This is a genomic window from Haloechinothrix salitolerans, from assembly GCF_042662605.1.
Classification (GTDB): Bacteria; Actinomycetota; Actinomycetes; order Mycobacteriales; family Pseudonocardiaceae; genus Haloechinothrix_A; species Haloechinothrix_A salitolerans.
Genome location: NZ_JBHSXX010000001.1, coordinates 2,053,408 through 2,078,864, shown reverse-complemented (window position 1 = coordinate 2,078,864; position 25,457 = coordinate 2,053,408). Strand labels below are relative to the sequence as shown.

General features: G+C 68.0%; 22 protein-coding genes. 12 read left to right on the top strand and 10 right to left on the bottom strand.

Features of this window, described 5'->3' with window-relative positions; translation table 11 throughout:
* Positions 1-204 precede the first annotated feature (204 nt).
* A complete protein-coding gene (locus ACFQGD_RS09785) occupies positions 205-2,211 on the bottom strand; it encodes a thioredoxin domain-containing protein (RefSeq protein WP_345405330.1) in 2,007 nt (668 codons plus the stop codon).
* A gap of 61 nt (positions 2,212-2,272) precedes the next feature.
* Between ACFQGD_RS09785 and ACFQGD_RS09780 the strand changes: the two genes are divergently transcribed.
* Positions 2,273-3,673, top strand: coding sequence for a 3' terminal RNA ribose 2'-O-methyltransferase Hen1 (locus ACFQGD_RS09780; protein WP_345405327.1), 1,401 nt, complete (start codon positions 2,273-2,275; stop codon positions 3,671-3,673).
* Entirely contained in the window at positions 3,670-6,231 is a 2,562-nt protein-coding gene (locus tag ACFQGD_RS09775) for a polynucleotide kinase-phosphatase (RefSeq protein WP_345405324.1), read from the top strand. Before ACFQGD_RS09780 ends, ACFQGD_RS09775 begins: the two co-directional genes overlap by 4 nt.
* Positions 6,232-6,244: 13 nt before the next feature.
* Here the strand turns inward: ACFQGD_RS09775 and ACFQGD_RS09770 are convergent, their stop codons facing one another.
* Positions 6,245-6,532, bottom strand: coding sequence for a hypothetical protein (locus ACFQGD_RS09770; RefSeq protein WP_345405321.1), 288 nt, complete (start codon positions 6,530-6,532; stop codon positions 6,245-6,247).
* The gene (mca, locus tag ACFQGD_RS09765) at positions 6,529-7,401 is read right to left on the bottom strand and encodes a mycothiol conjugate amidase Mca (RefSeq protein ID WP_345405640.1); all 873 of its coding nucleotides are present in this window, start codon (positions 7,399-7,401) and stop codon (positions 6,529-6,531) included. The genes ACFQGD_RS09770 and mca overlap by 4 nt, the downstream gene beginning before the upstream one ends.
* 146 nt (positions 7,402-7,547) lie before the next feature.
* On the opposite strand from mca, the gene ACFQGD_RS09760 reads away from it, so the two are divergent.
* Both ACFQGD_RS09760 and greA read left to right on the top strand, forming a co-directional pair.
* Positions 7,548-7,970, top strand: a complete 423-nt coding sequence (locus ACFQGD_RS09760; RefSeq protein WP_345405318.1) for a DUF4307 domain-containing protein — start codon at positions 7,548-7,550, stop codon at positions 7,968-7,970.
* Positions 7,971-8,154: 184 nt separating this feature from the next.
* On the top strand, positions 8,155-8,649 hold the full coding sequence (gene greA / locus ACFQGD_RS09755) for a transcription elongation factor GreA (protein WP_345405637.1): 495 nt from the start codon (positions 8,155-8,157) through the stop codon (positions 8,647-8,649).
* Positions 8,650-8,688: 39 nt separating this feature from the next.
* Here greA and ACFQGD_RS09750 read toward each other — a convergent pair whose 3' ends face one another.
* Positions 8,689-9,165 (bottom strand): Lrp/AsnC family transcriptional regulator, encoded by a 477-nt coding sequence (locus ACFQGD_RS09750; RefSeq protein WP_345405315.1) that lies wholly within the window; start codon positions 9,163-9,165, stop codon positions 8,689-8,691.
* A 165-nt stretch (positions 9,166-9,330) separates the two neighbouring features.
* Between ACFQGD_RS09750 and hppD the strand changes: the two genes are divergently transcribed.
* The 3 genes from hppD to ACFQGD_RS09735 all read left to right on the top strand — a co-directional run bounded on the left by hppD (position 9,331) and on the right by ACFQGD_RS09735 (position 11,502).
* On the top strand, positions 9,331-10,527 hold the full coding sequence (hppD, locus tag ACFQGD_RS09745; RefSeq protein WP_345405312.1) for a 4-hydroxyphenylpyruvate dioxygenase: 1,197 nt from the start codon (positions 9,331-9,333) through the stop codon (positions 10,525-10,527).
* 83 nt (positions 10,528-10,610) lie between these two features.
* A complete protein-coding gene (locus ACFQGD_RS09740; RefSeq protein WP_390221032.1) occupies positions 10,611-10,979 on the top strand; it encodes a CD225/dispanin family protein in 369 nt (122 codons plus the stop codon).
* A 10-nt stretch (positions 10,980-10,989) separates the two neighbouring features.
* Positions 10,990-11,502 (top strand): DUF2752 domain-containing protein, encoded by a 513-nt coding sequence (locus tag ACFQGD_RS09735; RefSeq protein WP_345405306.1) that lies wholly within the window; start codon positions 10,990-10,992, stop codon positions 11,500-11,502.
* Positions 11,503-11,577: 75 nt separating this feature from the next.
* On the opposite strand, the gene ACFQGD_RS09730 is transcribed toward ACFQGD_RS09735, so the two are convergent.
* A complete protein-coding gene (locus ACFQGD_RS09730; protein WP_345405303.1) occupies positions 11,578-11,847 on the bottom strand; it encodes a hypothetical protein in 270 nt (89 codons plus the stop codon).
* A 97-nt stretch (positions 11,848-11,944) separates the two neighbouring features.
* Between ACFQGD_RS09730 and ilvA the strand changes: the two genes are divergently transcribed.
* Positions 11,945-13,150: a threonine ammonia-lyase gene (gene ilvA / locus ACFQGD_RS09725; RefSeq protein WP_345405300.1), complete on the top strand. Its 1,206-nt coding sequence runs from the start codon at positions 11,945-11,947 to the stop codon at positions 13,148-13,150.
* Here ilvA and ACFQGD_RS09720 read toward each other — a convergent pair.
* The 4 genes from ACFQGD_RS09720 to ACFQGD_RS09705 all read right to left on the bottom strand — a co-directional run bounded on the left by ACFQGD_RS09720 (position 13,147) and on the right by ACFQGD_RS09705 (position 17,673).
* Positions 13,147-14,301, bottom strand: a complete 1,155-nt coding sequence (locus tag ACFQGD_RS09720) for a cystathionine gamma-synthase (RefSeq protein ID WP_345405297.1) — start codon at positions 14,299-14,301, stop codon at positions 13,147-13,149. The two genes, ilvA and ACFQGD_RS09720, sit on opposite strands and share 4 nt — an antisense overlap.
* A gap of 21 nt (positions 14,302-14,322) precedes the next feature.
* Positions 14,323-14,748 carry a hypothetical protein gene (locus ACFQGD_RS09715; RefSeq protein ID WP_345405294.1) on the bottom strand — a complete coding sequence of 142 codons (426 nt, stop codon included), beginning with the start codon at positions 14,746-14,748 and terminating at the stop codon, positions 14,323-14,325.
* An 80-nt stretch (positions 14,749-14,828) separates the two neighbouring features.
* Positions 14,829-16,169 carry an RDD family protein gene (locus ACFQGD_RS09710; RefSeq protein WP_345405291.1) on the bottom strand — a complete coding sequence of 447 codons (1,341 nt, stop codon included), beginning with the start codon at positions 16,167-16,169 and terminating at the stop codon, positions 14,829-14,831.
* Positions 16,170-16,269: 100 nt separating this feature from the next.
* Entirely contained in the window at positions 16,270-17,673 is a 1,404-nt protein-coding gene (locus ACFQGD_RS09705) for a cystathionine beta-synthase (protein ID WP_345405288.1), read from the bottom strand.
* 245 nt (positions 17,674-17,918) lie between these two features.
* On the opposite strand from ACFQGD_RS09705, the gene ACFQGD_RS09700 reads away from it, so the two are divergent.
* Entirely contained in the window at positions 17,919-19,139 is a 1,221-nt protein-coding gene (locus ACFQGD_RS09700; protein ID WP_345405285.1) for an acetyl-CoA C-acetyltransferase, read from the top strand.
* A 122-nt stretch (positions 19,140-19,261) separates the two neighbouring features.
* Here ACFQGD_RS09700 and ACFQGD_RS09695 read toward each other — a convergent pair whose 3' ends face one another.
* Positions 19,262-20,080 (bottom strand): Bax inhibitor-1/YccA family protein, encoded by an 819-nt coding sequence (locus ACFQGD_RS09695; protein WP_345405282.1) that lies wholly within the window; start codon positions 20,078-20,080, stop codon positions 19,262-19,264.
* A 303-nt stretch (positions 20,081-20,383) separates the two neighbouring features.
* Here ACFQGD_RS09695 and ACFQGD_RS09690 point away from each other — a divergent pair, with 303 nt between their 5' ends.
* From ACFQGD_RS09690 to ACFQGD_RS09680, 3 genes are all read left to right on the top strand, one after another.
* Complete coding sequence (locus ACFQGD_RS09690; protein WP_345405279.1) at positions 20,384-22,375, top strand: SDR family oxidoreductase; 1,992 nt, start codon at positions 20,384-20,386, stop codon at positions 22,373-22,375.
* Between the two features lie 151 nt (positions 22,376-22,526).
* Positions 22,527-23,591, top strand: coding sequence for a coiled-coil domain-containing protein (locus tag ACFQGD_RS09685; protein WP_345405276.1), 1,065 nt, complete (start codon positions 22,527-22,529; stop codon positions 23,589-23,591).
* A gap of 151 nt (positions 23,592-23,742) precedes the next feature.
* Positions 23,743-25,395, top strand: a complete 1,653-nt coding sequence (locus ACFQGD_RS09680; RefSeq protein WP_345405273.1) for a M14 family zinc carboxypeptidase — start codon at positions 23,743-23,745, stop codon at positions 25,393-25,395.
* Positions 25,396-25,457: the final 62 nt, after the last annotated feature.

Sequence of the window (25,457 nt, the reverse complement as noted above, 5' to 3'; positions counted from 1 at the left end):
CACCACGTCGGCGGCGAAGTTCTCCCAGAGCGGACAGGACGACGTAAAGGGTGAACACGACGCCGGGAACGTCGAGCATGACGTCCCGAACGTCGGACACAACGTCGTGAGTGCAGGACACAGCGTCGTGAGTGCAGGACACGACGTCGTGAGTGCAGGACACAACGTCGTGAGTGCAGGACACGGCGCACGGGCGCCCTGCGGCTACCGCAGCGCCGTGGCCAGCTCCTCCGCGGACGTCGCGGGGCGGTCGCAGACGTAGCCGCGGCACACGTACGCGGCGGCGTCGCCGTCGACGAGCGGGCGGTCGGCAAGCAGCGGCACACCGTCAGCCTCCGGCGGCCCTGCCAGCACCACCGCACCCCCGTGCGCCGCTCCGGCAGCGACGTCGCGCAACAGCGCGCGCTGAGCGTCATCATTGCCGACCACGGCGACCTGCACCGGGCCGGACCGCGCGGCCTCCGCCACCGCGAGCCAGTTGCCCGCGAACCTTGGCGCGCGCGCCAGCAGTGTGCCGTTGCGGTTCAGCATCCGCTCAACCTCGTCACGGTAGCGACCGGCGACGTCCGAACCCGCCAGCGCGGACGCCGTGAGCAGCGCCGACGCCAACGCGGACGCTCCGGACGGGCTGGCGTTGTCGCCCGGGTCGGATGGCCGGTGCACCAGCGTCTCGGCGTCGTCCGCGGTGTCGAAGTACGATCCCGCCGTGTCCGGATCGGCGAAGTGCGCCAGCACGAAGTCGAGCAAGGCGATCGCCTCGGTGAGCCACGACGGCTCCGCTGTCGCCTGGTGCAGCGCGAGCAGCCCCTCGGCCAGGCAGGAATAGTCACCAAGCACCCCGGCCGCGTCACCCACCGTGGCATCACGGGACGCCCTGCGCAGCCTGCCGTCAACGAGGTGGACATCGAGCAGGTACCGCGTGGCCCGCTCCGCGGCCTCGATCCACTCCGGGTGGCCCAGCGCCGTCCCCGCCTCGGCAAGCGCGGTGATGACGAGGCCGTTCCACTCCGCGAGCACCTTGTCGTCACGAGCGGGCTGCGGTCGCTTCGCACGCGCCGCGAACAACCGCTGCTTCACGCGCGCCAGCCGCCGCGGGTCCTCCGGGTCGGCGCGCAGCTGCAGCGTCGACGTCCCGTGCTCGAACGTGCCCTCGTCGGTCACCTCGAACACCGAGGCCGCCCACGCGCCGTCGTCCTCGCCAAGCACCTCGACGAGCTGCTGGGGCGTCCACACGTAGGTCAGGCCCTCGACGCCGTCGGTGTCGGCGTCCAGCGACGCGGTGAACGCGCCCTCGGACGTCGTCATGTCGCGCAGCAGAAACTCCGCCGTCTCCTCCGCGATTCGCCTGGCCAACGCGGACCCGGTGCGCCGGGCCAGGTGCGCGTAGGCACGCAGCAGCAGCGCGTTGTCGTAGAGCATCTTCTCGAAGTGCGGCACGACCCAGTTGGCGTCGACCGAGTACCGCGCGAACCCGCCCCCGAGCTGGTCATACATCCCACCGCGCGCCATCGCGTCCGCGCAGGACTCCACCATGGTGAGCGCGTCGGCCGACCCGGTGCGCTCGTGGTGCCGAAGCAGAAACTCCAGCACCATCGACGGCGGGAACTTCGGCGCACTTCCGAACCCACCGGTAGCGTCGTCGAACTGCGAGCGCAGCGTGGCCACGGCGCTGTCCAGTGTCTCGTCAGTTACCTCGGACCCCGCGAGCGGACGGATCTGCTCAGCAAGGTGCGCGACGATTTTGCCGCCCGCCTCGCGAATCTCGTCGGGCTTCTCGCGCCACGCCCGGGACACGGCCTCAAGCAACTGCGGGAACGACGGCATGCCCATGCGCGGCTGCGGCGGGTAGTAGGTGCCGCAGTGGAACGGTTCGCCGTCCGGGGTGAGGAAGCAGGTCATCGGCCAGCCGCCCTGGCCGGTCATCGCCTGCGTCGCGGTCATGTAGACGGCGTCCAGATCGGGGCGTTCCTCGCGGTCCACCTTGATGTTGACGAAGTTCTCGTTCATCACGGCGGCGATGTCGGGGTCCTCGAACGACTCGTGCGCCATGACGTGACACCAGTGGCAGGCCGCGTAGCCGATCGACAGCAGGATCGGCACGTCTCTGCGTTTGGCCTCCGCCAGCGCCTCGGCCGACCATGGCCACCAGTCGACCGGATTGTCGGCGTGCTGGAGCAAGTACGGGCTCGATGCGCCGCCTAATCGGTTCATACCCCCAGGGTGACAGAAAACCAGGTGTGGCCAGCGCGTGGCTCGGGCACACTGAGCCGTTGTGTTTCTGACCATCTCCACCACCCACCAGCCCGCGACCGATCTCGGATTCCTGCTGCACAAGCATCCGGATCGCGCGCAGTCGGTGCCGGTCTCGGCTGGCACGGCGCACGTGTTCTATCCGCAAGCCACCGAGACCGAATGCACCGCGGCGCTGCTGGTCGAGGTCGACCCGGTCAAGCTGGTGCGCGGCCGTCAAGAAGGCGGGCTGGCGCAGTACGTCAACGACCGCCCGTACGCCGCTGGTTCGCAGCTGGCGGTCGCGCTGCGCGCGGCGTTCACCACGGCGCTGACCGGGCGCTGCGCCCAGCGCCCCGAGCTCGCGGCGATGCCGATCCCGCTCAGCGTGCGGGTGCCGTCGCTACCGTCGTCCGGCGGTGTGGATCTGGTCGAGCGGTTGTTCGCGCCGCTCGGTTGGCAAGTCACGGCCAAGCCGGTCGCCCTCGATCCGCGGCTCGACTGGGGCGAGTCGCGATACCTCGACGTCGAACTGCGCGCCACGCTGCGGCTGGCCGACGCGCTCACTCAGCTCTACGTGCTCCTGCCGGTACTGGATGGCGGCAAGCACTACTGGGTCAGTGACGATGAGGTGGACAAGCTGCTGCGGGCGGGCGAGGCGTGGCTGACCGGGCATCCGGAGCGGACGCTGATCACCCGGCGCTACCTAGCGCACTCCCGGCCGCTGGTCGGCGCGGCGCTGTCCCGGCTGGCGGAGGCGGACAGCGTCGAACCGGAAGCGCTGGACGACGCCCTCGCCGACCCGGTTGTCACCGAGGCGCCGGATCAGCCGGAGTCGCTGGCGGTGCAGCGCCAGGGCAGCGTGCTCGCCGCGCTCAGGGCGTCCGGCGCGCGGCGGGTGCTCGACCTTGGCTGTGGTTCCGGCGCGCTGCTGCGGGTACTACTCACCGAGCCGTCGTTCACCGAGATCGTCGGGGTGGACGTGTCGGCGCGGGCGCTGGAATTCGCCGCACGCAAGCTGCGACTGGAACAGAACGACAGGCGTAGGGCCCGAGTGTCGTTGCGGCAGTCGGCGCTGACCTACGTCGACCCCTCGCTCGCTGGCTACGACGCGGCGGTGCTGATGGAGGTGATCGAGCACATCGATGAGAGCAGGCTCGGGGCGCTTGAACACGCCGTGTTCGGCGCGGCAAAGCCGGGAACGGTCATCGTGACCACGCCGAACGCCGAATACAACGTCCGATTCGAGTCGCTACCAGCCGGGCGGTTTCGGCATTCCGATCACCGCTTCGAGTGGAACCGCGCCCGCTTCAGCGAGTGGGCGCACAACACCGCCGAGGCGCACGGCTACGACGTCCGGCTGCTGCCGGTGGGTGACGTCGATCCCGAGGTGGGGTCTCCCACGCAGTTGGCCGTGTTCACGAGGAAGGAGGGAAAGGCGTGACCGAAGCGGCCAACACCACACTGGGCATCCCCGACATGACGCTGGTGGTGCTCATTGGCGCGTCCGGGTCGGGCAAGTCGACGTTCGCGCGGCGGCATTTCGCGCCGACGCAGGTGCTGAGCAGCGACTTCTTCCGTGGCCTCGTCGCCGACGACGAGAACGACCAGTCCGCCTCGGCCGCGGCGTTCGACGCGCTGCACTACGTCGCGGGCAAGCGGCTCGCGGCTGGCAAGGTCACCGTCATCGACGCGACCAACGTGCGGCGCGCCGACCGTGCGTCCTTGGTGAAGCTCGCCAGGGAGCACGACGTGTTGCCCACGGCGATCGTGCTCGACGTTCCGGAGTCGGTGTGCGTGCGGCGCAACGAGGCTCGACCGGATCGTGATTTCGGGGCGCACGTCGTTCGCAGGCATCGTGGCGAGCTGCGACGCTCGCTCAAGACATTGCAGCGGGAGGGCTTCCGCCGAATCCACGTGCTGCGCGGCGAGCAGGAAGTGGATGACGCCGAGATCGTCGTGGAGCGGCTGCACAACGACCGGCGCGAGCTGACCGGCCCGTTCGACGTCATCGGCGACGTGCATGGCTGCCGCACCGAGCTGGAGGAGCTACTGACCAAGCTCGGTTACAAGCTGACGCGAGACGACGCTGGCAGGGCGGTCGGGGCGAGCCACCCGGAGGGCAGGACGGCGGTGTTCGTCGGCGACCTCGTGGACCGAGGGCCGGACACCCCCGGTGTGCTGCGGCTGGTGATGGGCATGGTCGAAGCGGGCAGCGCGCTCTGCGTGTGCGGCAACCACGAGCAGAAGCTGGTGCGGGCGCTGTCAGGGCGCAAGGTGCGGGTCTCGCACGGGCTCGCGGAATCCCTCGATCAGCTGACCGAGCAGGGCGAAGAGTTCACCCAGCGGGTCAAGGCTTTCTGCGACGAGCTGATCGCGCACTACGTGCTCGATGGCGGCAACCTCGTCGTCTGCCACGCGGGGCTGCCGGAGCGCTACCACGGCCGCGCGTCGGGCAGGGTGCGCGCGTTCGCGCTCTACGGCGACACCACCGGCGAGACCGACGAGTACGGCCTGCCGGTGCGCTATCCCTGGGCCAACGACTACCGGGGCACGGCGATGGTGCTCTACGGGCACACACCGGTGCCGGAGGCCGGGTGGGTGAACAACACGCTGTGCCTGGACACCGGCTGCGCGTTCGGCGGCAAGCTCACCGCACTCCGCTACCCGGAGCGCGAACTGGTCGACGTCGCGGCGCACCAGGTCTACTACGAGCCGGTCAAGCCACTGCGCCACCAGAGCGCCGACACGGCCCCGCGCCACGACCCAGCCACGCTCACGCTGACCGATGTCACCGGCAAGCGGGTGATCGAGACGGCGCACCACGGCCGCATCGGGGTGTCCGCTGAGCAGTCGGCGGCCGCGCTGGAGGTGATGAGCCGGTTCGCGCTCGACCCGCGCTGGCTGGCGTATCTGCCGCCCACGATGGCGCCGAGCGCGACCAGCGACCGCGAGGGCTACTTGGAGCATCCAGACGAGGCGTTCGCCGAGTTCCGGGCGTCGGGCGTCGCGCGGGTCGTGTGCCAGGAGAAGCACATGGGCTCGCGCGCGGTGCTGCTGGTGTGCCGGGACGCGTCGGTGGCGCCTGGCCGGTTCGGCATCGAGGGGCCCGGTGCGGTCTACACCAGGACGGGGCGCGGGTTCTTCGACGACGACCGCACGGCGAGCCTGCTCGACCGCGTCCGTGCCGCCGCGGAGAAGGCTGGCCTATGGGATGAGCTGGACACTGACTGGCTGCTGCTGGACGCCGAGCTGATGCCGTGGAACCTCAAGGCTGGCGCGCTGATCGCCAACCAGTACGCGGCCGTCGGCGCGGCGGGTGGCGCCATGCTTCCCGCGGCCGTCGCCGCACTGGACGACGTCGCGGCACGGGGTATCGACGTCGCCGACCTGCTCACCCGCACGCGGAATAGAGCGGACGCGCTGGAGCGCTACCGGGTCGCCTACCGCCGCTACTGCTGGCAGACCGAGGCGCTGTCCGGGGTGCGGCTGGCGCCGTTCCAGGTGCTGGCCGCCGAGGGCGCCGCGTTCCACGAGCGCCCGCACTCCTGGCACCTCGACCTGCTCGGCAGGCTCGGCGAGGCCGACCCCGACCTGTTCGCGACCACCGCCACCAAAGACGTCGACACCACCGATCCGGACCAGGTGGCCGACGCCGTCGCGTGGTGGGAGCGGCTGACCGAGGCCGGTGGCGAGGGCATGGTCGTCAAGCCGGCCGCCAACCTGACCAGGGCGAAGCGGGGGCTGGTGCAGCCTGGCGTGAAGGTGCGCGGCAGGGAGTACCTGCGGATCATCTACGGACCCGACTACACGATGCCGGAGAACCTGGAGCGGCTGCGTTCCCGTGGCCTCGGCCGCAAGCGGGCGCTGGCGCTGCGGGAGTACGCGCTCGGCCTCGAGGCGCTGGAGCGGCTCGAGCGGGGTGAGCCGCTGTGGCGGGTGCACGAGTGCGTGTTCGCGGTACTCGCGCTGGAGTCCGACCCCGTCGACCCGCGCCTGTAGCGGCCGGGACGGGTCAGGACTCCCGCTTGTCCCCGGTATCGGTGTCGGTGTCGTCGTCGGTGTTGTCGTCTGGCTGTCCAGCGGACTCGTCGAAGCTGGCAGGAACGCGCTTGAGGTGCTTGGTCATTGACCGCACCAGGAACACGACCGCGATCAGGAACAGGATCAGGACGACGAGGCCGACGGGCGACGCCTTTCCCTCGTCCTCGTCGCGCACGGTGTCGTCCTGCTGCGCGACGACGATGGCCGTCGTCTGCGTGTGCGGGACCGGCCCGGCTAGGCCGGGCAGCAGCATCGTCATGCCTGTGCCTTCCGGTCAGTGTTGCGATCAATGCCCGCGAACAGGTCGTCTTCGGGCAGGGTGCTGTCGACGAATGACCGGACCAGCTCGTACTCCTCGGTTGGCCACAGCTCGCGCTGCATCTCTAGCGGCACGGCGAACCAGCGGCTGTTCGGGTCGATCTGGGTGGCGTGGGCCTTCAGCGCGTCATCGCGGTACTCGAAGTAGTCCGCGCAGTGCACCTGCGTGGTCACCCGCTCCATGACGTCTGCCTTGTCCGGATCCCACTTGCCGAGCCACTCGCCATACGGGGAGTCAAGGCCTCGCGCGAGCAGCCCCTCGTGGAACGTCGTGATCTTCGCACGGGAGAAACCGTGCGAGTAGTACAGCTTCAACGGTTGCCACGGCTCCCCCGCGTCAGGGAACCGGTCAGGGTCTCCGGCGGCCTCGAAGGCGGCGACCGAGATCTCGTGACAGCGAATGTGGTCGGGATGCGGATACCCGCCGTTCTCGTCATACGTGACGACGACGTGCGGGCGGAACTCCCTGATCTCGCGCACCAGCGCCTCGGTGGGCCCATCGAGCGGGATCGCCGCGAAGCAGCCCTCCGGTAGCGGGGGCATCGGCTCGCCCTCCGGGAGACCGGAGTCGATGAACCCGAGCCAGCGGTGGCTGACGCCGAGGATCTTGGCGGCGCGGGCCATCTCCTCCCGGCGGACCTCGGTGAGGTGGGCGTGCACTTCGGGGCGGTCCATGGCCGGGTTGAGCACGCTGCCCGCCTCGCCGCCGGTGCAGGTCACCACCCGGACGTCGTGGCCTTCCGCGACGTAGCGGGCCATCGTCGCCGCGCCCTTGCTCGACTCGTCGTCCGGATGCGCGTGCACGGCCATAAGCCGCAACCCATCCCCCTGTGTGGTGACGTGCTTGTCGTGCTTGCCCTCGGCCACCCTCGGCACCCCTTCTCTCACCCAGCAGCGGATACTGTGCATTGTCCTCGTCCCCACGACAGCAACGGCCGGGAGGGTGCATCCATTCCGTGACAGAACACCAGTCGCTGGCCGACCGCTACGGAACGGCCCGCTCGCCAGGCAAGACCCGCAGGGGCCCGATCCTGTTCGCCATCGTGGCCGTTGTCGTCAGCGTGGCCATCGCCTACGTCGCGTTCCGCCTCATCGGATCGGCTCCGCTCTCGGCGGAACGCGTCGCCTTCACCGTGCGACCAGACAAAACGATGGAGGTCACGATCGACGTCGAGCGAAATGAGCCCCAGCGGCCAGCGGTGTGCGTGGTACGTGTGAGGGACATCAGCGGCGCGGAAACCGGCAGGCGAGAGGTGTATATCCCCCCATCGGACGGCAGCATCCGGCTACGGACGGTGATCACGAGCGGATCGCGCCCGGTCACAGCCGATGTGTTCGGATGCACATATTCCGTCCCGAAGTATCTGTCAAGACCATAGCGGCCAACGGAGTGAATCCAGCGGCGAATGCCGGAGATCGATTAGCGAGGGCGGCGTTTGACCCGCTCAGCGTGCTATCCTCGAAGTCTGGCACGGCCCGATCGGGCCGTGTCTTTCCTTATATGTGTTGCGGAGGCGACACGGCCGGTACGAAGCGCGTGCCGGTACGTACGACGAGGAGATGGTGACCGTGAGCGACACCAAGGTGACCTGGCTGACCCAGGATGCCTACGACAGGCTCAAGCAAGAGCTCGATGAGCTGATCGAGAATCGCCCGGTCATCGCCGCGAAGATCAACGACAGTCGCGAAGAGGGTGACCTCAAGGAGAACGGTGGCTACCACGCCGCCCGCGAGGAACAGGGGCAGCAGGAGGCCCGCATCCGCCACCTCCAGGAGCTGCTGCGCACCGCCAAGGTTGGCGAGGCACCCAAGAATGACGGTCGCGCGGAACCGGGCATGGTACTCACCATCCGCTACGACGGGGACGACGAGGAGGAAACGTTCCTGCTCGCCACCCGCGAGGAAGGGGGCGGCGGCGACATCGAGGTGTACTCACCCGAATCGCCGCTCGGCGACGCGCTGCTCGGCGCGACGGAAGGTGAGTCACGGGAGTACGAGCTGCCCAACGGCAACAAGCAGAAGGTCACGCTGATCAAGGTCGTGCCCTACGGCGGCTGAGCACCCCGACGTCTTGAGCGGATCGCGCGTCCCTGAGCTTCAGGGGCGCGCGATCCGTTCGAGTAGGGGCCTGATCCTGGGCCGCACCGGCGTCGACAGGGCGATCGACGTCGACGTCCTGCGCACTCCTGGCACGTCGACCACAGTGTCGATCACCCGCTGCAGATCGTCGTTGGACCGCGCCACCATGCGGACGAACAGGTCGCCTTGCCCTGTGGTGGCGTGCACCTCGCACACCTCATCGATCGCGGCAAGCGCACCCGCCACTTCCTGCCGCCTGCCCTGAGCTATTTCCAGCACCGCGAAAGCGGTCAGCCCGTAACCGATCTCGGTGAGATCGACGTCCGGCGGGAAACCCCGCAACACTCCGCCCGAGGTCAGGCGATCGAGCCGTGCCTGCACCGTCCCGCGCGCGACCCCCAACCTGCGCGCGCACTCCAGCACACTCAGCCGAGGTTCGTCGGCGAGCAACAGCAACAACTCCGCGTCGAGCGCGTCCACCCGCTGCTCCGCCACGTCCAGCCACCTCCGCTCGGATACACAGACTGTTCAATTTGATCGCCATAAACCGGAATTCATAATACAGATTGTTCAGTCGAATCGATGCCGATTGCACATGCTGCCACATGGGGCGCAAGCTGGGTACACCGTGACGACATCCGCACCCCTGAGGAGCCAGCGATGACACACACCGTCAGCCGCGATCAGCTCGACGACGTCAGTTATGACCAGTTGCGCCAGCTCGTCGGTCTGGTCGACCACGACCCGAGCAAGGACCCGTTCCCCGTCAAGGCGATGGACGCGATCGTGTTCGTCGCGGGCAACGCGACGCAGACCGCGCTGTTCTACCAGTTCGCGTTCGGCATGAAGCTGGTCGCCTACGCCGGACCGGAGCACGGCACCGCCGACCACAAGGCCTACGTGCTGACCTCGGGCTCCGCCCGCTTCGTCATCAAGGGCGGCGTACGGCCGGACTCGCCGCTGCTGGACCACCACCGCGCCCACGGCGACGGCGTCGTGGACCTCGCGCTGGAAGTCGCCGACGTCGACAAGTGCATCGCGCACGCCCGCTCGTGCGGCGCGACGGTGTTGGAGGAGCCGCACGACGTCTCCGACGAGCACGGCACCGTCCGCATGGCCGCGATCGCGACGTACGGCGAAACCCGCCATACGCTCGTCGACCGGTCCCGCTACACCGGCCCGTACCTGCCGGGATACGTCGCTCGCGAGGGCACTATCCAGCGACCGGAAGGGAGCCCGAAGCGTCTTTTCCAGGCCATCGACCACTGCGTCGGCAACGTCGAACTCGGCAAGATGGACTACTGGGTCGACTTCTACAACCGCGTCATGGGCTTCGTGAACATGGCGGAGTTCGTCGGCGACGACATCGCCACGGAATACAGCGCGCTGATGAGCAAGGTCGTCTCCAACGGCAACCACCGCGTGAAGTTCCCGCTCAACGAGCCCGCGATCGCGAAGAAGCGCTCGCAGATCGACGAGTACCTCGAGTTTTACGGCGGGCCAGGCTGCCAGCACATCGCGCTGGCGACCAACGACATCATCACGACGGTGACGCGGATGCGCGCCGCCGGCGTCGAGTTCCTGGCCGTGCCCGACTCGTACTACGACGACCCCGCCCTGCGGGAGCGCATCGGCGAGGTGCGCGTGCCGATCGAGACGCTGAAGCAGCACGGGATCCTCGTCGACCGCGATGAGGACGGCTACCTGCTGCAGTTGTTCACCAAGCCGATCGGCGATCGCCCAACGGTGTTCTTCGAGCTGATCGAGCGGCACGGCTCACTCGGCTTCGGCAAGGGCAACTTCAAGGCGTTGTTCGAGGCGATCGAGCGCGAGCAAGAACGCAGGGGCAATCTCTGAGGGTTATGCCCGCAACCCGGCGGCGGAACCAGTAAGGTCTCCCGGGAAGCTACAGGGGATTCCCGGGAGACTAGGGGGACGTCGTGACCAACCCGTACCCACAGCAGCCGCATGACCCGTATGGTCAAGGGCAAGGCACATACGGTCCTGGCATGCCAGCACCGTACGGCGCGCAGCCGCCGGGTCCGCCGCCAGACAACAATCTGGTGTGGGGCATCCTCACCACGGTCCTCTGCTGCCTGCCGCTCGGCATCGTGTCGATCGTCAAGGCCAACGAGGTCAACAAGCTCTGGTACCAAGGGCAATACGACGCGGCGCAGAAGGCGGCCTCCGACGCGGGCAAGTGGGCGATGTGGAGCGCGATCGCCTCGGTCGCGATCGTTGTCATCGTGTTCGTCTTCGTCATCGCCGCTGGCGCGATCTCGTTCAGCACGTACTCGACGTCGTACTGACGAATTCGTCATGGCCACCACCATTGGCTCCGGCGTCCGTGCCAGAACGGCGCTGGGCGCCGGTATCCGCGCCCTGAGCGTCGACTACACCGGACGTCCGGTGCGAGGTGCGCGCGACACCCTGCGCGCCCTCGCACCGCCGTTGGCCGTCGCGGCCGGGGGCGTCGCGGCGTGCGCCGTCGTGCTGGCAGGCGACCCCACGACGCCGGGCGGGCCACTGCCGGTGTGCCCGTCGAAGCTCCTGTTCGGCATCGTCTGTCCTGGGTGCGGCGGTATGCGCATGCTCTACAGCGCGCTACACGGCGACATCGGCGCCGCGCTGCACTACAACGCCGTCTCGTTCGTCATCGGATTCCTGCTCGTGTGGAGCGTGGCGGCGTGGACGCTCGGCAGACTCCGTGGCAGGCGCGTGCGGAGCTGGCTGCACTACCGTTGGGCGCCGCTGGCGTTCGCCGTCGTGTTCAGCGTCTGGTTCGTGATCAGGAACCTGCCGTTCGCACCATTCGACGCGTTGTACGTCTAGCGGCGTGTGGATCTGGATGCGTTTAGGTCGCTATAACGACCACAACGTCTTCAGATCGCAGGTGCCCGTGACCGCTCAGGGCCGGTAGAAGCCCTTGCCCTGCTCGTGCGTGCGGTCGCTGTCGTCGCCACCGTCCCGCGCGGGCAACTCGCTCCCATCGACACAGCCGCCGACCAGCTCCACGTGGTCGGCGTGCCTGATGTAGGTGCCCGGGTCGGCGCAGGTGGCCTGCTGCACGGTGAAGAAGGCTGCCCCGGTCAGGGCGACGGCTGAGGCAACGCCGACGAGCATCGACACCCCACCCGTAGCGCGGGTCGCCCGCGATTCCCTCTTCCCCCGAATCATCCGTTCTCCCACGTCGACAGGTCGTTGTGGCTCTCCAGCGTACCCGGTCCCCATGGGCGACATGAGTCGCGCCTCACACGTGGCATGATCCGCAGGCATGGACCTCGTCAGCATTGACAAGATCGAGGCCGCTCGGGACTTGCTTTCCGACGTGGTGCGCCAGACGCCGATGGAGCACGCCAGGGACCTCGCCCGGCTCCACAACGGCGACGTCTATCTCAAGTGCGAGACGCTGCAGCGCACCGGGTCGTTCAAGATCAGGGGCGCCTATACGCGCATCCACGGCCTCTCGGCGGCCGAGCGCGAGCGCGGCGTCGTCGCGGTCAGCGCGGGCAACCACGCGCAGGGCGTCGCCCTGGCCGCCTCGCTGATCGGCACCCGCGCCACGGTGTTCATGCCAGAGCGGGCCCCACTGCCGAAGGTGGCGGCGACAAGGGGCTACGGCGCTGAGGTTCACCTGGTCGGCACCGAACTGACCGAGACCTTCGCCGCCGCCACCGACTTCGCCGAGCGCGAGGGTGCGGTGTTCATCCACCCGTTCGACCACCCAGACATCATCGCGGGGCAGGGCACCGTCGGTCTCGAAATCCTGGATCAGGTGCCTGACGCCGCTACGGTGGTCGTGCCCACCGGTGGTGGCGGCCTGCTCGCGGGCGTCGGCGCTGCCATGGCCGCCCGCAGGCCGGACGTCAAGGTCGTCGGTGTGCAGGCATCGGGCGCGGCCGCATACCCACCGTCGCTCGCCGCTGGACACCCAGTGCCGCTGGGATCGACCTACACGATGGCGGACGGGATCGCGGTCGGCCAGCTCGGCGAGGTGAGCTTCGGACACGTCTCGTCGCTGGCCAGCGACGTCGTCACAGTCAGCGAGGAGTCACTGTCACGTGCGGTGCTGCTCTGCCTCGAACGCCGCAAGCTCGTGGTGGAGCCTGCCGGAGCGGCCGGGGTGGCGGCGTTGCTGGAACATCCACGCGCATTCAAGCCGCCGATCGTGTCGATCCTGTCCGGTGGCAACGTCGACCCGCTGCTCCTGCTGCGCATCATCCGGCACGGCATGACCGCTGGCGGCCGGTATCTGTCGCTGCGGTTGCGGGTCCGCGATCGGCCCGGTTCGCTCGGCGAGATCTTGACAACGGTGGGCAAGTTGGGCGCCAACGTCCTCGACGTCGAACACTCGCGGACCGCTGGCGCGCTGGAGCTCGACGAGGTCGAGGTGTCACTGAACCTGGAGACACGCGGCCCCGAACACCGTGCCGAGGTCGCTGCCGAACTGCAGAACTCCGGCTACACGGTGATCTCCTAGGCCAGCGCCGCCGACAGGTCCGCCATGAGGTCATCGGCGTTCTCGATCCCTACCGAGATGCGCAACAGCCCAGCGGGCACCTGAAGCTGTGACCCGTCCACGCTGGCGTGCGTCATGCGACCAGGGTGCTCGATCAGCGACTCGATGCCGCCCAGCGACTCCGCGAGCAGGAACAGCTTCGGCTTCGCCGCGACGTCGAGTGCGCGCTGCTCGCCACCCGCGACGGTGAACGACACCATCCCGCCGAACCGCCGCATCTGCTTCGCCGCCAGGACGTGCCCGGGGTGCTCGGACAGGCCCGGGTAGTACACCTCGGTGATGCCGTCGTGCTCGGCAAGCATCCGCGCGATGCGCTCGGCGTTGTCGCAATGCCGCTCCATCCGCACGGCGAGGGTCTTCATGCCGCGCAGCGTGAGCCAACTGTCGAACGGCCCCGGCACCGCGCCCGCCGAGTTGCGCAGGAAGAAGAGCTGTTCGCGCGTCTCGTCGGAGTTCGTCACCACCGCGCCGCCGACGACGTCGGAGTGCCCGCCGAGGTACTTCGTCGTGGAGTGCACGACGAAGTCCGCGCCGAGCCCGAGCGGCTGCTGGAGGTACGGCGTCGCGAAGGTGTTGTCCACGACGAGCCGCGCACCGCCGGAGTGCGCGATGTCGGCGAGCCCGGCGATGTCGGCGATGCCGAGCAGCGGATTGCTGGGCGTCTCGCACCAGACGAGCTTGGTCTCCGGCCGCAGTGCCGCGCGCACCTCGTCGGGCGAGGACATGTCGGCAACGGTGTAGTCGACGCCCCAGCCGGTGAGCACCTTGTCGATGAGCCGGAACGTGCCGCCGTAGGCGTCGTTGCCGAGCACGAGGTGATCGCCGGGCCGCAGCACGATCCGCAGCACCGCGTCACTGGCCGCCATCCCGGAAGCGAACGCGACACAGTGCGCGGCGTCCTCCAACGCGGCCAGCGCGTCCTCCATGACGGTGCGGGTCGGGTTGGCGGTGCGGGAGTACTCGTAGCCCTCGCGCGTGCCACCGACGCCGTCCTGCGCGTAGGTCGACGTCTGGAAGATGGGCGTGATCACCGCTCCGGTTCGCGGATCGGGCTCCTGTCCGGCGTGGATGGCTCGGGTTTCGAATCCAAGGTGTGAGGTGTCGTCGACCATGGTCCCGAGGGTATGCCCGGCTCACCACGTCGGTGGCCGCGACCCCTGCTCCCGCCGCGGCACCAAGGCGAGCGCCAGCATCACAATGGCGAGCACGAGGGCGACCACCGCGATCTGCCGTAGCTCGGTGTTCGCGGATGCCGCGAGCTCAGGCGTAACGCCCATTGGCGCGGTCGACGTCCTGAGCAGGACATAGCTGATCCCGCCGATGCTCAGCACGGCGCCAGCCACGACCGTCCACTGTCCCGATGCCCTACGGGCGAGCAACAGCACACCTCCGGTCAACAGCAGTCCGGAGATCACGACCAGGGCCAGGAAGACCACGGCACCGACCGGATCGAGCGTGTCGGCACCGGCAAGCTCGGCGCCGCCCACCACGACGAATACGCCACCGATGACGCCATACAGCACGGCGAGCGCTCCCGCGATCAAGGCACACCAGTTCACCAACCGCTCCCTCCCGGACGAGAGCCGCACACCAACTCCCCGACCAGGGACGTCAGCGTGCGGCTCGGCGGGAACGTCGATCAGCCCTGCTGCGGCGGCTGTCCGTACCAGCTCTGCTGCGGCTGGCCCTGCTGGCCGTAGTCACCGTACGGCGGGGACTGCTGGGCGAAGCCGTCCGATGGCGGACCCTGCGGAGGCATTCCCGGCTGGCCGAAGCCACCCGATGGCGGACCCTGCGGAGGCATTCCCGGCTGGCCATATCCGGGCGGCGGGCCCTGCGGCGCGCCGGGCTGACCGAAGCCGCCCGATGGCGGACCCTGCGGAGGCATTCCCGGCTGGCCGTATCCAGGCGGCGGGCCCTGCGGCGCGAAACCGGGTGGCTGCCCATGCGGCATGCCCGGCTGGCCGTAGCCCTGCGGCATACCCGGCTGGCCGTATCCGGGCGGTGGGCCCTGCGGCATCCCCGGCTGCCCGAACCCGCCTGGCGCACCTGGCGCGCCAGCGGGAGCGGGTGACGCTGTCACGACGACCGTGTGCATCAGCTTGTCCGCGAAGGTCTGCTTCTTGTCATCGAACAACGGCCAGAGGTATCCGATGCCGAACTCAAGCGCGTGCGCGATTTCGCGCACGAACGCGTTGCCGACGCCGATCGGCTGTCCGGTCGTCTCCCCGATCAGCCGGAGCTTCATCACCCTTTTCCCGAGGGACTGACCCGTCTTGCCTTGCTGGAACACCCGGTTGTAGATGCCGAACGCCGTGACCGCGAGCGCCACCAACATGAAGAGGATGAAGCCGACCACCATGTCGACGAAAAAGACGAACATGCTGAGGAACAGGGCCAGCATGGGGATGCCGTTGTCGATCAGCATCCCGGCGGCACGCGGTCCCCACTCGGCGAGCTGGCCGCCCGGCGCCGCACCCATCGGCGGTGGGAACCCGGGCGGCGGTGCACCGAATCCTGGCGGTTGGCCAGGTGGCGGGCCACCGAACTGTCCCGGCGGTGGCCCCTGCGGCGGCATGCCAGCACCCGGCTGACTCTGGTACGGGTCAAAGCCGGGTGCTGGCTGCTGGCCGAAGCCCGCAGGCGGCGACGCGGGTTGCAAGCCCGGCTGCGACATGGCGCCTGGGTTGTCCGCCGCGCTCGGCGGCGGCGTGTACGGAATCCCCGACGGCTGCTGTGCTGGCGACACCAGCTGTGTGGACTCGGCGTTCTGTCCCTGCCCACCCCCGGGCTGCTGCGCGGGCGAGACGATCTGTGTCGCGTTCGCCTCGTGCCCCTGGTCCTGCTCGGACGGCTGCCCCGGCTGAACGACCTGCGTTGGCTCCGGCGCATCGCCGAAGGGGACGTCCTGTTGTTGCTGTTCACCGCCCGGCGGACCCTGGTCTTGCTGCTGTGGATTCGGTGGCTCGGGAGCACTCATGTGGGCTCAATCCCCTTAGCGATCACGTGAAACTCTCACTCGCGGCACACGCTAGCGGATAGTCGTCGTCCTCGCCGGGATTACCCCACGGATCGTGGTGTCAGCCGCCCGCCAGGAACGCGAGCAGGTCCTGCCGGGTAATAACGCCGACCGGTTTGCCGTCCATCAGCACTAATGCCCCATCCGCGTGGACCAGCGCGTCGCTCACCGAAGAGATGGGCTCCCCCGCTCCGATGGTGGGTAGCGGCGCCGACATGTGCCGGTCAAGCCGGTCAGCGAGCTCCGCCTTGCCGGAGAACAGCGCGTCGAGCAGCTCTCGCTCGTTCACCGCTCCGACGACCTCGGCGGCCATCACCGGCGGTTCCGCGCTGACCACCGGCATCTGGCTGACGCCGAACTCGCGCAGGATCGACACCGCCTCGGCGACGGTCTCTGTCGGGTGGGTGTGCACCAGCTCGGGCAGCGAGCCATCCTTGCGCCGCAGGACGTCCCCAACCGTGGCGTCGGTCGATCCAGGTGGCAGGAAACCGTAGGAGGCCATCCAGGAGTCGTTGAACACCTTGGTCAGGTAGCCCCTGCCACCATCGGGCAACAGCACCACGATCACCGCGTCTGAGCGGCCTTCGTCGGCGAGTCGCTCCGCCAGCCGGATCGCGGCCGCGACCGCCATGCCGCACGACCCACCGACGAGCAGCCCTTCCTGCTCGGCCAGCTCACGAGTGGTGGTGAACGAGTGCGAGTCGCTGATCGCGATGATCTCGTCGGCGATGTTCCTGTCGTAGGTTTCCGGCCAGAAGTCCTCACCGACGCCTTCCACCAGGTACGGACGTCCGGTGCCGCCCGAGTACACCGAGCCCTCGGGATCAGCGCCGACCACCCGGACCGCGCCGTCGGACACCTCCTTGAGGTACTTGCCGGTGCCGCTGATCGTGCCGCCGGTGCCGACGCCCGCGACGAAGTGCGTGATCTTGCCGTCAGTCTGCTGCCACAGCTCGGGACCGGTGGTCTCGTAGTGGCTCCGCGGGTTCGCCTGGTTGGCGTACTGGTTCGGTTTCCACGCGCCGTCGATCTCGGTGACAAGCCGGTCGGATACGCAGTAGTAGGAGTCTGGGTGGTCCGGCGGCACCGCGGTCGGGCACACGACGACCTCGGCGCCGTACGCCTTGAGAACGTTGCGCTTGTCCTCGCTGACCTTGTCAGGGCAGACGAACACGCAGCGGTAGCCCTTACGCTGGGCGACCATGGCCAGCCCGACACCGGTGTTGCCGGACGTCGGCTCGACGATGGTGCCGCCTGGCTTGAGCTCACCGGACTCTTCCGCCGCCTCGATCATGCGCACGGCGATGCGGTCCTTGACGCTGCCACCCGGGTTGAAGTACTCGACCTTCGCCAGCACCGTCGGCGCGTTACCGTCGGCGTCCTTGGCGATGTGCGCGGTTAGCGCGTTCAGCTTCACCAGCGGGGTGTTACCCACCAGATCGATCACATGCTCGACGTAGTCCACCAGGGTTCCTTTGCTTTCATACGGCGCTCGTGGCGCCTCGGTTCTTCTGCTTGGGAAGCCTAGCCGCGAAGGCCCCACTCCCGCCGCTCCCCAACCCGGACGATTCGCCGATGCCTCTGGGGCTCGTCACCCGGGCGGGTGGTGACGAGACCGCGGTCCCATTAGGCGGAGCGCCCATAGCAACCTGCGAGTGAGCCATGCACGATGGACCCAACGCATTCTCACTATGAAGGAGAGACCCCGTCATGCCTGAAGCTGTGATCGTGTCGACCGCCCGTTCTCCCATCGGGCGTGCGGGCAAGGGATCACTGGTGGACATGCGCCCCGACGATCTGACCGTCCAGATGGTGCGGGCAGCGCTGGACAAGGTGCCGCAACTCGACCCCGCCCAGATCGACGACCTGATGCTGGGCTGCGGCCTGCCAGGCGGTGAGCAGGGCTTCAACATGGGCCGTTCCGTCGCCGTGCAGCTTGGCTACGACCACCTGCCCGGCACGACGATCACCCGGTACTGCTCGTCCAGCCTGCAGACCACGCGTATGGCGATGCACGCGATCAAGGCCGGTGAGGGCGACGTCTTCATCTCGGCGGGCGTCGAGACGGTGTCCCGATTCGCCAAGGGCAGCTCGGACTCGCTGCCGGACACTCACAACCCGATCTTCGCCGACGCCGAAGCGCGCACCGCGAAGGTGGCGGCCGAGGGCGCCGACAGCTGGACCGACCCACGCGAGCAGGGCCTGCTGCCGGACGTCTACATCCCGATGGGTCAGACCGCCGAGAACCTGGCGCGGTTGAAGGGCATCACCCGCGAGCAGATGGACGAGTTCGGCGTACGTTCGCAGAACCTCGCCGAGAAGGCGATCGCGGACGGCTTCTGGGCGAAGGACATCACGCCGGTCACGCTGCCGGACGGCTCCGTGGTCGACGCCGATGACGGCCCGCGCGCCGGCGTCACCGTGGAGGGTGTCGCAGGGCTGAAGCCGGTGTTCCGTCCGGACGGCCGCATCACGGCCGCCAACGCCTGCCCACTCAACGACGGCGCCGCCGCGGTGATCGTCATGTCCGACACCAAGGCCGCCGAGCTGGGCATCACGCCGCTGGCGCGGGTCGTCTCGACCGGCGTGACCGGGCTGTCGCCGGAGATCATGGGCCTCGGCCCCGTGGAGGCGTCAAAGCAGGCGCTCAAGCGGGCAGGCATGAGCATCAGCGACATCGACCTTGTGGAGATCAACGAGGCGTTCGCGGCGCAGGTCATCCCGTCGTACCAGGAGCTCGGCATCGACATCGAGCGCCTGAACGTCAACGGCGGCGCGATCGCCGTCGGCCACCCGTTCGGCATGACCGGCGCGCGGATCACCTCGACGCTGATCAACTCGCTGCGCCACCACGACAAGCAGTTCGGCTTGGAGACGATGTGTGTCGGCGGTGGTCAGGGCATGGCGATGGTGCTGGAGCGCATGAGCTGATCCGACACGGTTCGGCCGCGTGACCGGGCGGGCGGCCAGTCAGCCCCGGCCCACCAGCCCCCAGACGGAACAGGGGCGCCGGGTCACGTCGACCCGGCGCCCCGTCGCGTGTCGGTATGCGGTTACTCGCTCTGCAGCGCCCAGAGCAGGCGGATCATCTCGAAGTACAGCCACACCAGCGTGGTCATGAGACCGAACGCGGCGAACCACGCCCACTTCTGCGGCATGCCCGCGCGAATCATGTTGTCGGCCATGTCGAAGTCGAGCAGGAGCATGAACGCGGCGATACCGATGAACACAAGGCCGACAATGATGCCGAGCGTACCGTTGCCGCGCACCCCGAGGTCGATCCCGACGAAGCTGAGCAGCAAGTTGACCAGGATGAGACCGAAGGCGGCAGCCGCGGCACCGATAACCCATTTACGCAGCTTCGGTGTCACCTTCACCGCGCCGGTCTTGTAGACCACCAGCATGGTGACGAACACCAGCGCCGTACCGAGGATCGCCTGGAGGGCCACCCCAGGCACCATCAGTTCGAACATCCCGGTGATGGCGCCAAGGAACACGCCCTCGACGGCGGAGTACGCCAGCGTCAAGCCGGCGCTCGCCTTCTGCTTGAACGAGATGAACAAGGCGAGGCCGAGACCGGCCAACAGCGCGACGATCATCACACCGAACACCGCACCGGACGAACCACCGGCCGCGATGGCGTCGAGCATCTCCCCACGCGCCCAGATCGCGGTGATCACGCCGGTCAGCAGTGCGGTGCCGATCGCGGCACCGGTCTTCATCACGACGTCGTCAACGGTCATCGGCCGGTCGTCGGCGCCCGTCGCGGTCTGCGGGGCGCCGTAGCCCGGTTGGTCGTAGCCCGCGTACGGTGCGCCTGCGGCACTGCCGACAGGCAGGTTGCGGAACGCGGGATTGCTACTGGTTCGCACTGAGCCCTCCTGGACCTCTTAAGCATGCATGTCGCTAGCGCCTGCAACGAGTACAACGACCTCGCGTCCCGGCCGGTTCCCGTCGCCCTCAGACACCCTACTCGGGCGATCTACGCCGCTGGCGCGGACAGGCCAGCTCCGCCCAACGACCGCGAGACCGACAGGTTCCGCATTACCAACGGACATCACTCGCGTTGATACTCACACACACTGCCGTAGCCAGCACGAACAGCGGTAGACCAGAATAGCCTTCACACGGCGTAGTCGATACACCACGGATCCCCTCGGCGAAGGAGCAAGACGATGACGACCTATCTCGTGACAGGAGCGACCGGGCTGATCGGCAGGCATCTCGTCGAGCTGATCCTCGCGGATGAGGACACCGAACGGGTGTGGGTGACCGTGCGGGCGAGCTCGCAGCACAAGCTCACCGAGATCGCCAAACGGTGGCCGAACGCCGATAAGGTCAGCCCGGTCGTCGGCGACATCGCCCAGGACCTCGCCGGGGTCTCGCCCGACGACATCGAGCAGCTGCGCGGCAACGTGGACAACGTCGTGCACCTCGCCGCGCTCTACGACATCACCGCCGACGATGAGACCAGCAACAAGGCCAACGTCGACGGCACCGCGAACGTCATCGCGCTGAGCCGTGCCATCGAGGCGGGCTGCCTGCACCACGTGTCGTCGGTCGCCGTCGCCGGTGACTTCGAGGGCACCTTCACCGAGGACATGTTCGACGAGGGCCAGCGGCTGCCGACCGCCTACCACCGCACCAAGTTCGAGTCGGAACGGCTGGTGCGCGAACAGACCGACGTCCCATGGCGCGTGTACCGACCAGCGATCGTCGTCGGGAATTCACAGACCGGCGAGATGGACAAGATCGACGGCCCTTACTACCTGTTCCCCACCATCGCGAAGCTGTCCTCGCTGCCGAACCTGCCCACGATGGCGCCCGACCTCGGCGACACCAACATCGTTCCAGTGGACTACGTGGCTGCCGCGATGCACCTGCTCATCACCAAGCGGGGCCTGGACAACCGCACCTTCCACCTGGTCAACCCCGAGCCACAGCCGACGATCGGGGTGTTCAACGCCTTCGCCCGCGCGGCGGGCGCGCCCACCATCACCGCCGAGATCGGCGGCGACGTCGGTAAGAGCCTGCTACAGCTGGTCAAGCTGACCGAGCACATCCCGGGCGTCACGATCGCCCGCGACGCGGTGATGGAGCGTGTCGGCATGCCGCCGGTACTGCTGGAGCACCTCAACTTCCCGTCGGTGTTCTCGTCAGCGGCGACACGCAAGGAGCTGGCGGGGCAGGTCGAGGTGCCCCGGTTGCAGGACTACGCGACGACGTTGTGGGCGTACTGGGCGGAGAACCTGGACCCGTTCCGCGCTCGTAAGCACGGTCCGAAGGGCAACCTCGACGGCAGGACCATCGTCATCACCGGCGCGTCATCCGGCATCGGCCGCGCCACCGCTCTCAAGGTGGCCAGCGAGGGCGGCATCCCGCTGCTGGTCGCACGCCGCGAGCACGAGCTGGAAGAGGTGCGGGACGAGATCGTCGCGCAGGGCGGCAAGGCGTCGGTCTACCCGTGCGACCTGACCGACGACGAGTCGGTGCGCAAGAACGTCGAGCGGATGCTCGCCGACCACGGCCGCGTCGACATGCTTGTCAACAACGCGGGCCGCTCGATTCGGCGCTCGATCAGGCTGTCCTACGATCGCTTCCACGACTACGAGCGCGCCATGGCGATCAACTACTTCGGTGCGGTACGGATGATCCTGGCGCTGTTGCCGCACATGAGCGAGCGCAAGTTCGGCCACATCGTCAACATCTCGTCGATCGGCGTGCAGGGCATCGCGCCCCGCTTCTCGGCGTACGTCGCGTCGAAAGCCGCGCTTGACTACTTCACCAAGATCGCGGCGGTTGAGATGCACGGCGACGGCGTCACGTTCACCACGATCCACATGCCGCTGGTGCGCACACCGATGATCCGGCCGACCAAGATCTACGACGCCTTCCCGACGAAGTCCCCTGACGACGCGGCGGGGATGGTGGTGCACGCGCTCAAGAACCGGCCGAAGCACATCGGCACCCCCGCGGGCCAGCTGATCAACACCGCGTACAAGTTCTCGCCAGGGCTGTCGGACGCCGTGGCGTATCAGGCGTACCGAGTGTTCCCGGACTCGGTCGCCGCTGGCGGCGACAACCGGCTGAAGATCGGCCGCGGCGAGAAGCACCTTGGCAAGGCGGCCAACGCACTCGTCAAGCTCACCCGCGGCTTCCACTGGTGATGCGGCGTCACCTGCCGACACTCGCCTGAGACGCCTGTGTCGGCAGGTGCACGAGTGACACTCGGTAACGAAGTGGGTGCGAGACCTGCACGAGTTTGGGCGTACCGTGGGCCTGCCGTGACAACGGTCCGTACGCAGGTAGCGTCGGGGCATGACGTCGCCCAGCTCGAAGCGAGACAGTGTCCGGTCGCAGGCCGGGTCGCAACGGCCGTCTCAGTCCGGGGCACAGAGCCGTTCCCAGGCATTGCCCGAAGCCCCGTCCCAGCGCGAGTTCGCTCACCACTGGAACGGCTACGACCGCCAGCAGGTCAGGGAGTACCTGGAGCAGGTCGACGCGGCGATGCGACAACTGCGCGCCGAGCGCGATCAGGCGCTGGACCAGGTCAACGTCGTCACCAAGGAGCTCGAAGCCGAGCGCGAGGAGACCGGCAAACTGCGCAAGCGCGTCGATGAGCTGATGGTGCCGCCGGAGAATCTCGATGACCTCGACCAGCGGATGCAACGCGTCGGACACCTCGCCTACCTGCAGGCCGAGGAGGTCACGACCCGGGCGCAGACGGCCGCCGAGGAGAACTGGAAGGAGACCGCGCAGGCGTCCATCGCGTTGCGCGAGCGGTACCGCTCGCTGCTCAAGGAACTGGATTCCCAGGCGGAGGCGCTGCACGCGGAGCACCGCAAGGCGCTGGAGCAGACTCGCGCCGAGGTACAGGAGCTGACGGTGGACGCCGTCAAGCGGCGCGAGAAGCTGGACGACGAGGCCGAGCGCAAACGCCGCTCCATCGAGCAGGAGTTCGAGGCCAACATGGCCCAGCAAAAGGCCGAGCTGGAAAAGTACATCGCCGACCAGCGCACGGCGAGTAAGAACCAAGCAGAGAAGCGGCTCGCGGAAGCGTCAGCGGAGGCCCAGCGGCGCCTCGCGGAAGCCACGCACGAGGCTGACCGCAGGCTCAAGGAGGCCAACGCCGTCGTGGCGCGGCTCAGCGCGCTCTCCCAGGATGCCCACGGCAAACTCCGCAAGGCCGATGAAGTGCTGTCCGATGCGGCAGACACACTCGAGCCGACGGAAGAGGAGCGGCGGCCGGTGCCACGCGCGGAGGACGTCGACAGCGACGAGACCGCCAGCGAGGCCGATGCGGACGGGCCCGATGGCCAAGCGACGGCATCGAGCGATGGCAAGAGTCCGCAACCCGCGGGCGCGAACCAGAACGGCCACTGACGCCGTCCACTGTGGAAGAAACTGACCACGGGGACACGATCGTGGTGAACACCCAACTTTCCGACCTACCGGACTCACGCCGCGTGTGAGGATCATCACCCTACTGGTCCCTGGCCGCCGGTGATCCCGGTGGCGCGTGGAGGAGGTAAGGGTGAGACGCCAACGACTGTCCTTTGTGGCCGTAGCGGTCACGGCCGTCGCCGTCGTGTTAGGCGGCGGCACCGCGACCGGCCAACCCAGCGGCACCGATGACCGTGCCACCGCGGAGTACCTGATCTCCGGCGCGCGAGGGGTCGACGCGCGCACTGAGGTCGCGAGCACCGGCGCGGTGATCAACTCGACGGAGCACGGCACGATCAACATCACCGCGACGCCTGGCGAGGTGCGGAAGCTCCGCGGACTCGGCTACAAGGTGGAGCGACAGGAAACCCGGCAGCGTTCCTCGGATCCGTCAGCGATGGACTTCCCGCCGGAAGACTCGGACTACCACAATTACGACGAGATGATGGCCGAGATCGACAAGGCCGTGACCGACCATCCCGATCTCATCAGCAGACAGGTCATCGGTCAGTCCTACGAGGGCAGGGACATCCTCGCGCTCAAGATCTCCGACAACCCGGACGTCGACGAGGACGAGCCCGAGGTGCTGTTCACCCACCAGCAGCACGCGCGGGAGCATCTGACCGTCGAGATGGCGTTGTACTCGATGAACCTGTTCACGGACTCCTACGGGTCCGACCCAGAGGTCACCGACATGGTCAACAGCCGCGAGATCTGGATCGTGCCGACCATGAACCCGGATGGCAGCGAGTACGACATCGAGACAGGCAACTATCGCGGCTGGCGGAAGAACCGGCAGCCCAACTCGGGTTCGAGCTACGTCGGCACCGACCTGAACCGCAACTGGGACTACAAGTGGGGCTGCTGCGGCGGCTCGTCCGGCAGCCCGAGCAGTGACACCTACCGTGGCTCGGCACCGGAGTCGTCGCCGGAGGTCAAGCTGGTCGCGGACTTCGTGCGCAGCCGCGTGGTCGGCGGCGAGCAGCAGATCACGGCCGGAATCGATTTTCACACGTTTTCAGAGCTGATCTTGTGGCCATACGGCTACACCTACGACGACACCGCGCCCGGCCTCGACGCCGACGACCAGAAGGTGTTCCAGACGCTCGGCGAGGAGATGGCGGCGACCAACGGCTACACACCGGAGCAGTCGTCTGACCTCTACATCACCGACGGCACGATCAACGACTGGATGTGGGCTGAGCAGGGCATCTACAGCTACACGTTCGAGATGTATCCGAGCTCGGGCGGCCTCGACGGCTTCTACCCCGACGACGAGGTCATCGACCGGGAGACCAGCCGCAACAAAGAGGCCATGCTGCACCTGCTCTCGTACGCCGACTGTCCGCCGCGCGCCATCGGACAGACCTGCGATGGCAGCGAGCCGCCGGACGACGACACGTCGTTCGAGAACACCGACAACGTCAACATCCCAGACAACGGGTCGGCCGTGTACAGCGACGTCGTGGTGAGCGGAGTCAGCGGAAACGCGCCGAGCGACCTCAAGGCCAAGGTCGACATCGTGCACACCTACCGGGGCGACCTGGTGATCGATCTGGTCGCGCCGGACGGCACCGAGTACCGGCTCAAGGACGCCAGCTACTGGGACGGCGCTGATGACGTCCGCACGACGTACACGGTGGACGCGTCCAGCGAGTCCGCCGATGGCACCTGGCGACTCAAGGTGCGCGACACGTATTCCTACGACACCGGATACATCGACGCGGTTCGCCTGACGTTCTGACCGAACGACCGGGCGCTGTGACGAGGATCGCCCTCGGTCCGAGTATCGCGAGGAGGGGCGCG

Excerpts from the sequence above, each read along its gene's own strand:
- ACFQGD_RS09700 (WP_345405285.1), top strand. The coding sequence starts at position 17,919 with ATGCCTGAAGCTGTGATCGTGTCGACCGCCCGTTCTCCCATCGGGCGT.
- hppD (WP_345405312.1), top strand. The coding sequence starts at position 9,331 with ATGACACACACCGTCAGCCGCGATCAGCTCGACGACGTCAGTTATGAC.
- mca (WP_345405640.1), bottom strand. The coding sequence starts at position 7,401 with ATGGCCGTGCACGCGCATCCGGACGACGAGTCGAGCAAGGGCGCGGCG.
- ACFQGD_RS09785 (WP_345405330.1), bottom strand. The coding sequence starts at position 2,211 with ATGAACCGATTAGGCGGCGCATCGAGCCCGTACTTGCTCCAGCACGCC.
- ACFQGD_RS09770 (WP_345405321.1), bottom strand. The coding sequence starts at position 6,532 with ATGACGATGCTGCTGCCCGGCCTAGCCGGGCCGGTCCCGCACACGCAG.
- ACFQGD_RS09720 (WP_345405297.1), bottom strand. The coding sequence starts at position 14,301 with ATGGTCGACGACACCTCACACCTTGGATTCGAAACCCGAGCCATCCAC.
- ilvA (WP_345405300.1), top strand. The coding sequence starts at position 11,945 with ATGGACCTCGTCAGCATTGACAAGATCGAGGCCGCTCGGGACTTGCTT.
- ACFQGD_RS09710 (WP_345405291.1), bottom strand. The coding sequence starts at position 16,169 with ATGAGTGCTCCCGAGCCACCGAATCCACAGCAGCAAGACCAGGGTCCG.
- ACFQGD_RS09730 (WP_345405303.1), bottom strand. The coding sequence starts at position 11,847 with ATGATTCGGGGGAAGAGGGAATCGCGGGCGACCCGCGCTACGGGTGGG.
- ACFQGD_RS09735 (WP_345405306.1), top strand. The coding sequence starts at position 10,990 with ATGGCCACCACCATTGGCTCCGGCGTCCGTGCCAGAACGGCGCTGGGC.
- ACFQGD_RS09690 (WP_345405279.1), top strand. The coding sequence starts at position 20,384 with ATGACGACCTATCTCGTGACAGGAGCGACCGGGCTGATCGGCAGGCAT.
- ACFQGD_RS09685 (WP_345405276.1), top strand. The coding sequence starts at position 22,527 with ATGACGTCGCCCAGCTCGAAGCGAGACAGTGTCCGGTCGCAGGCCGGG.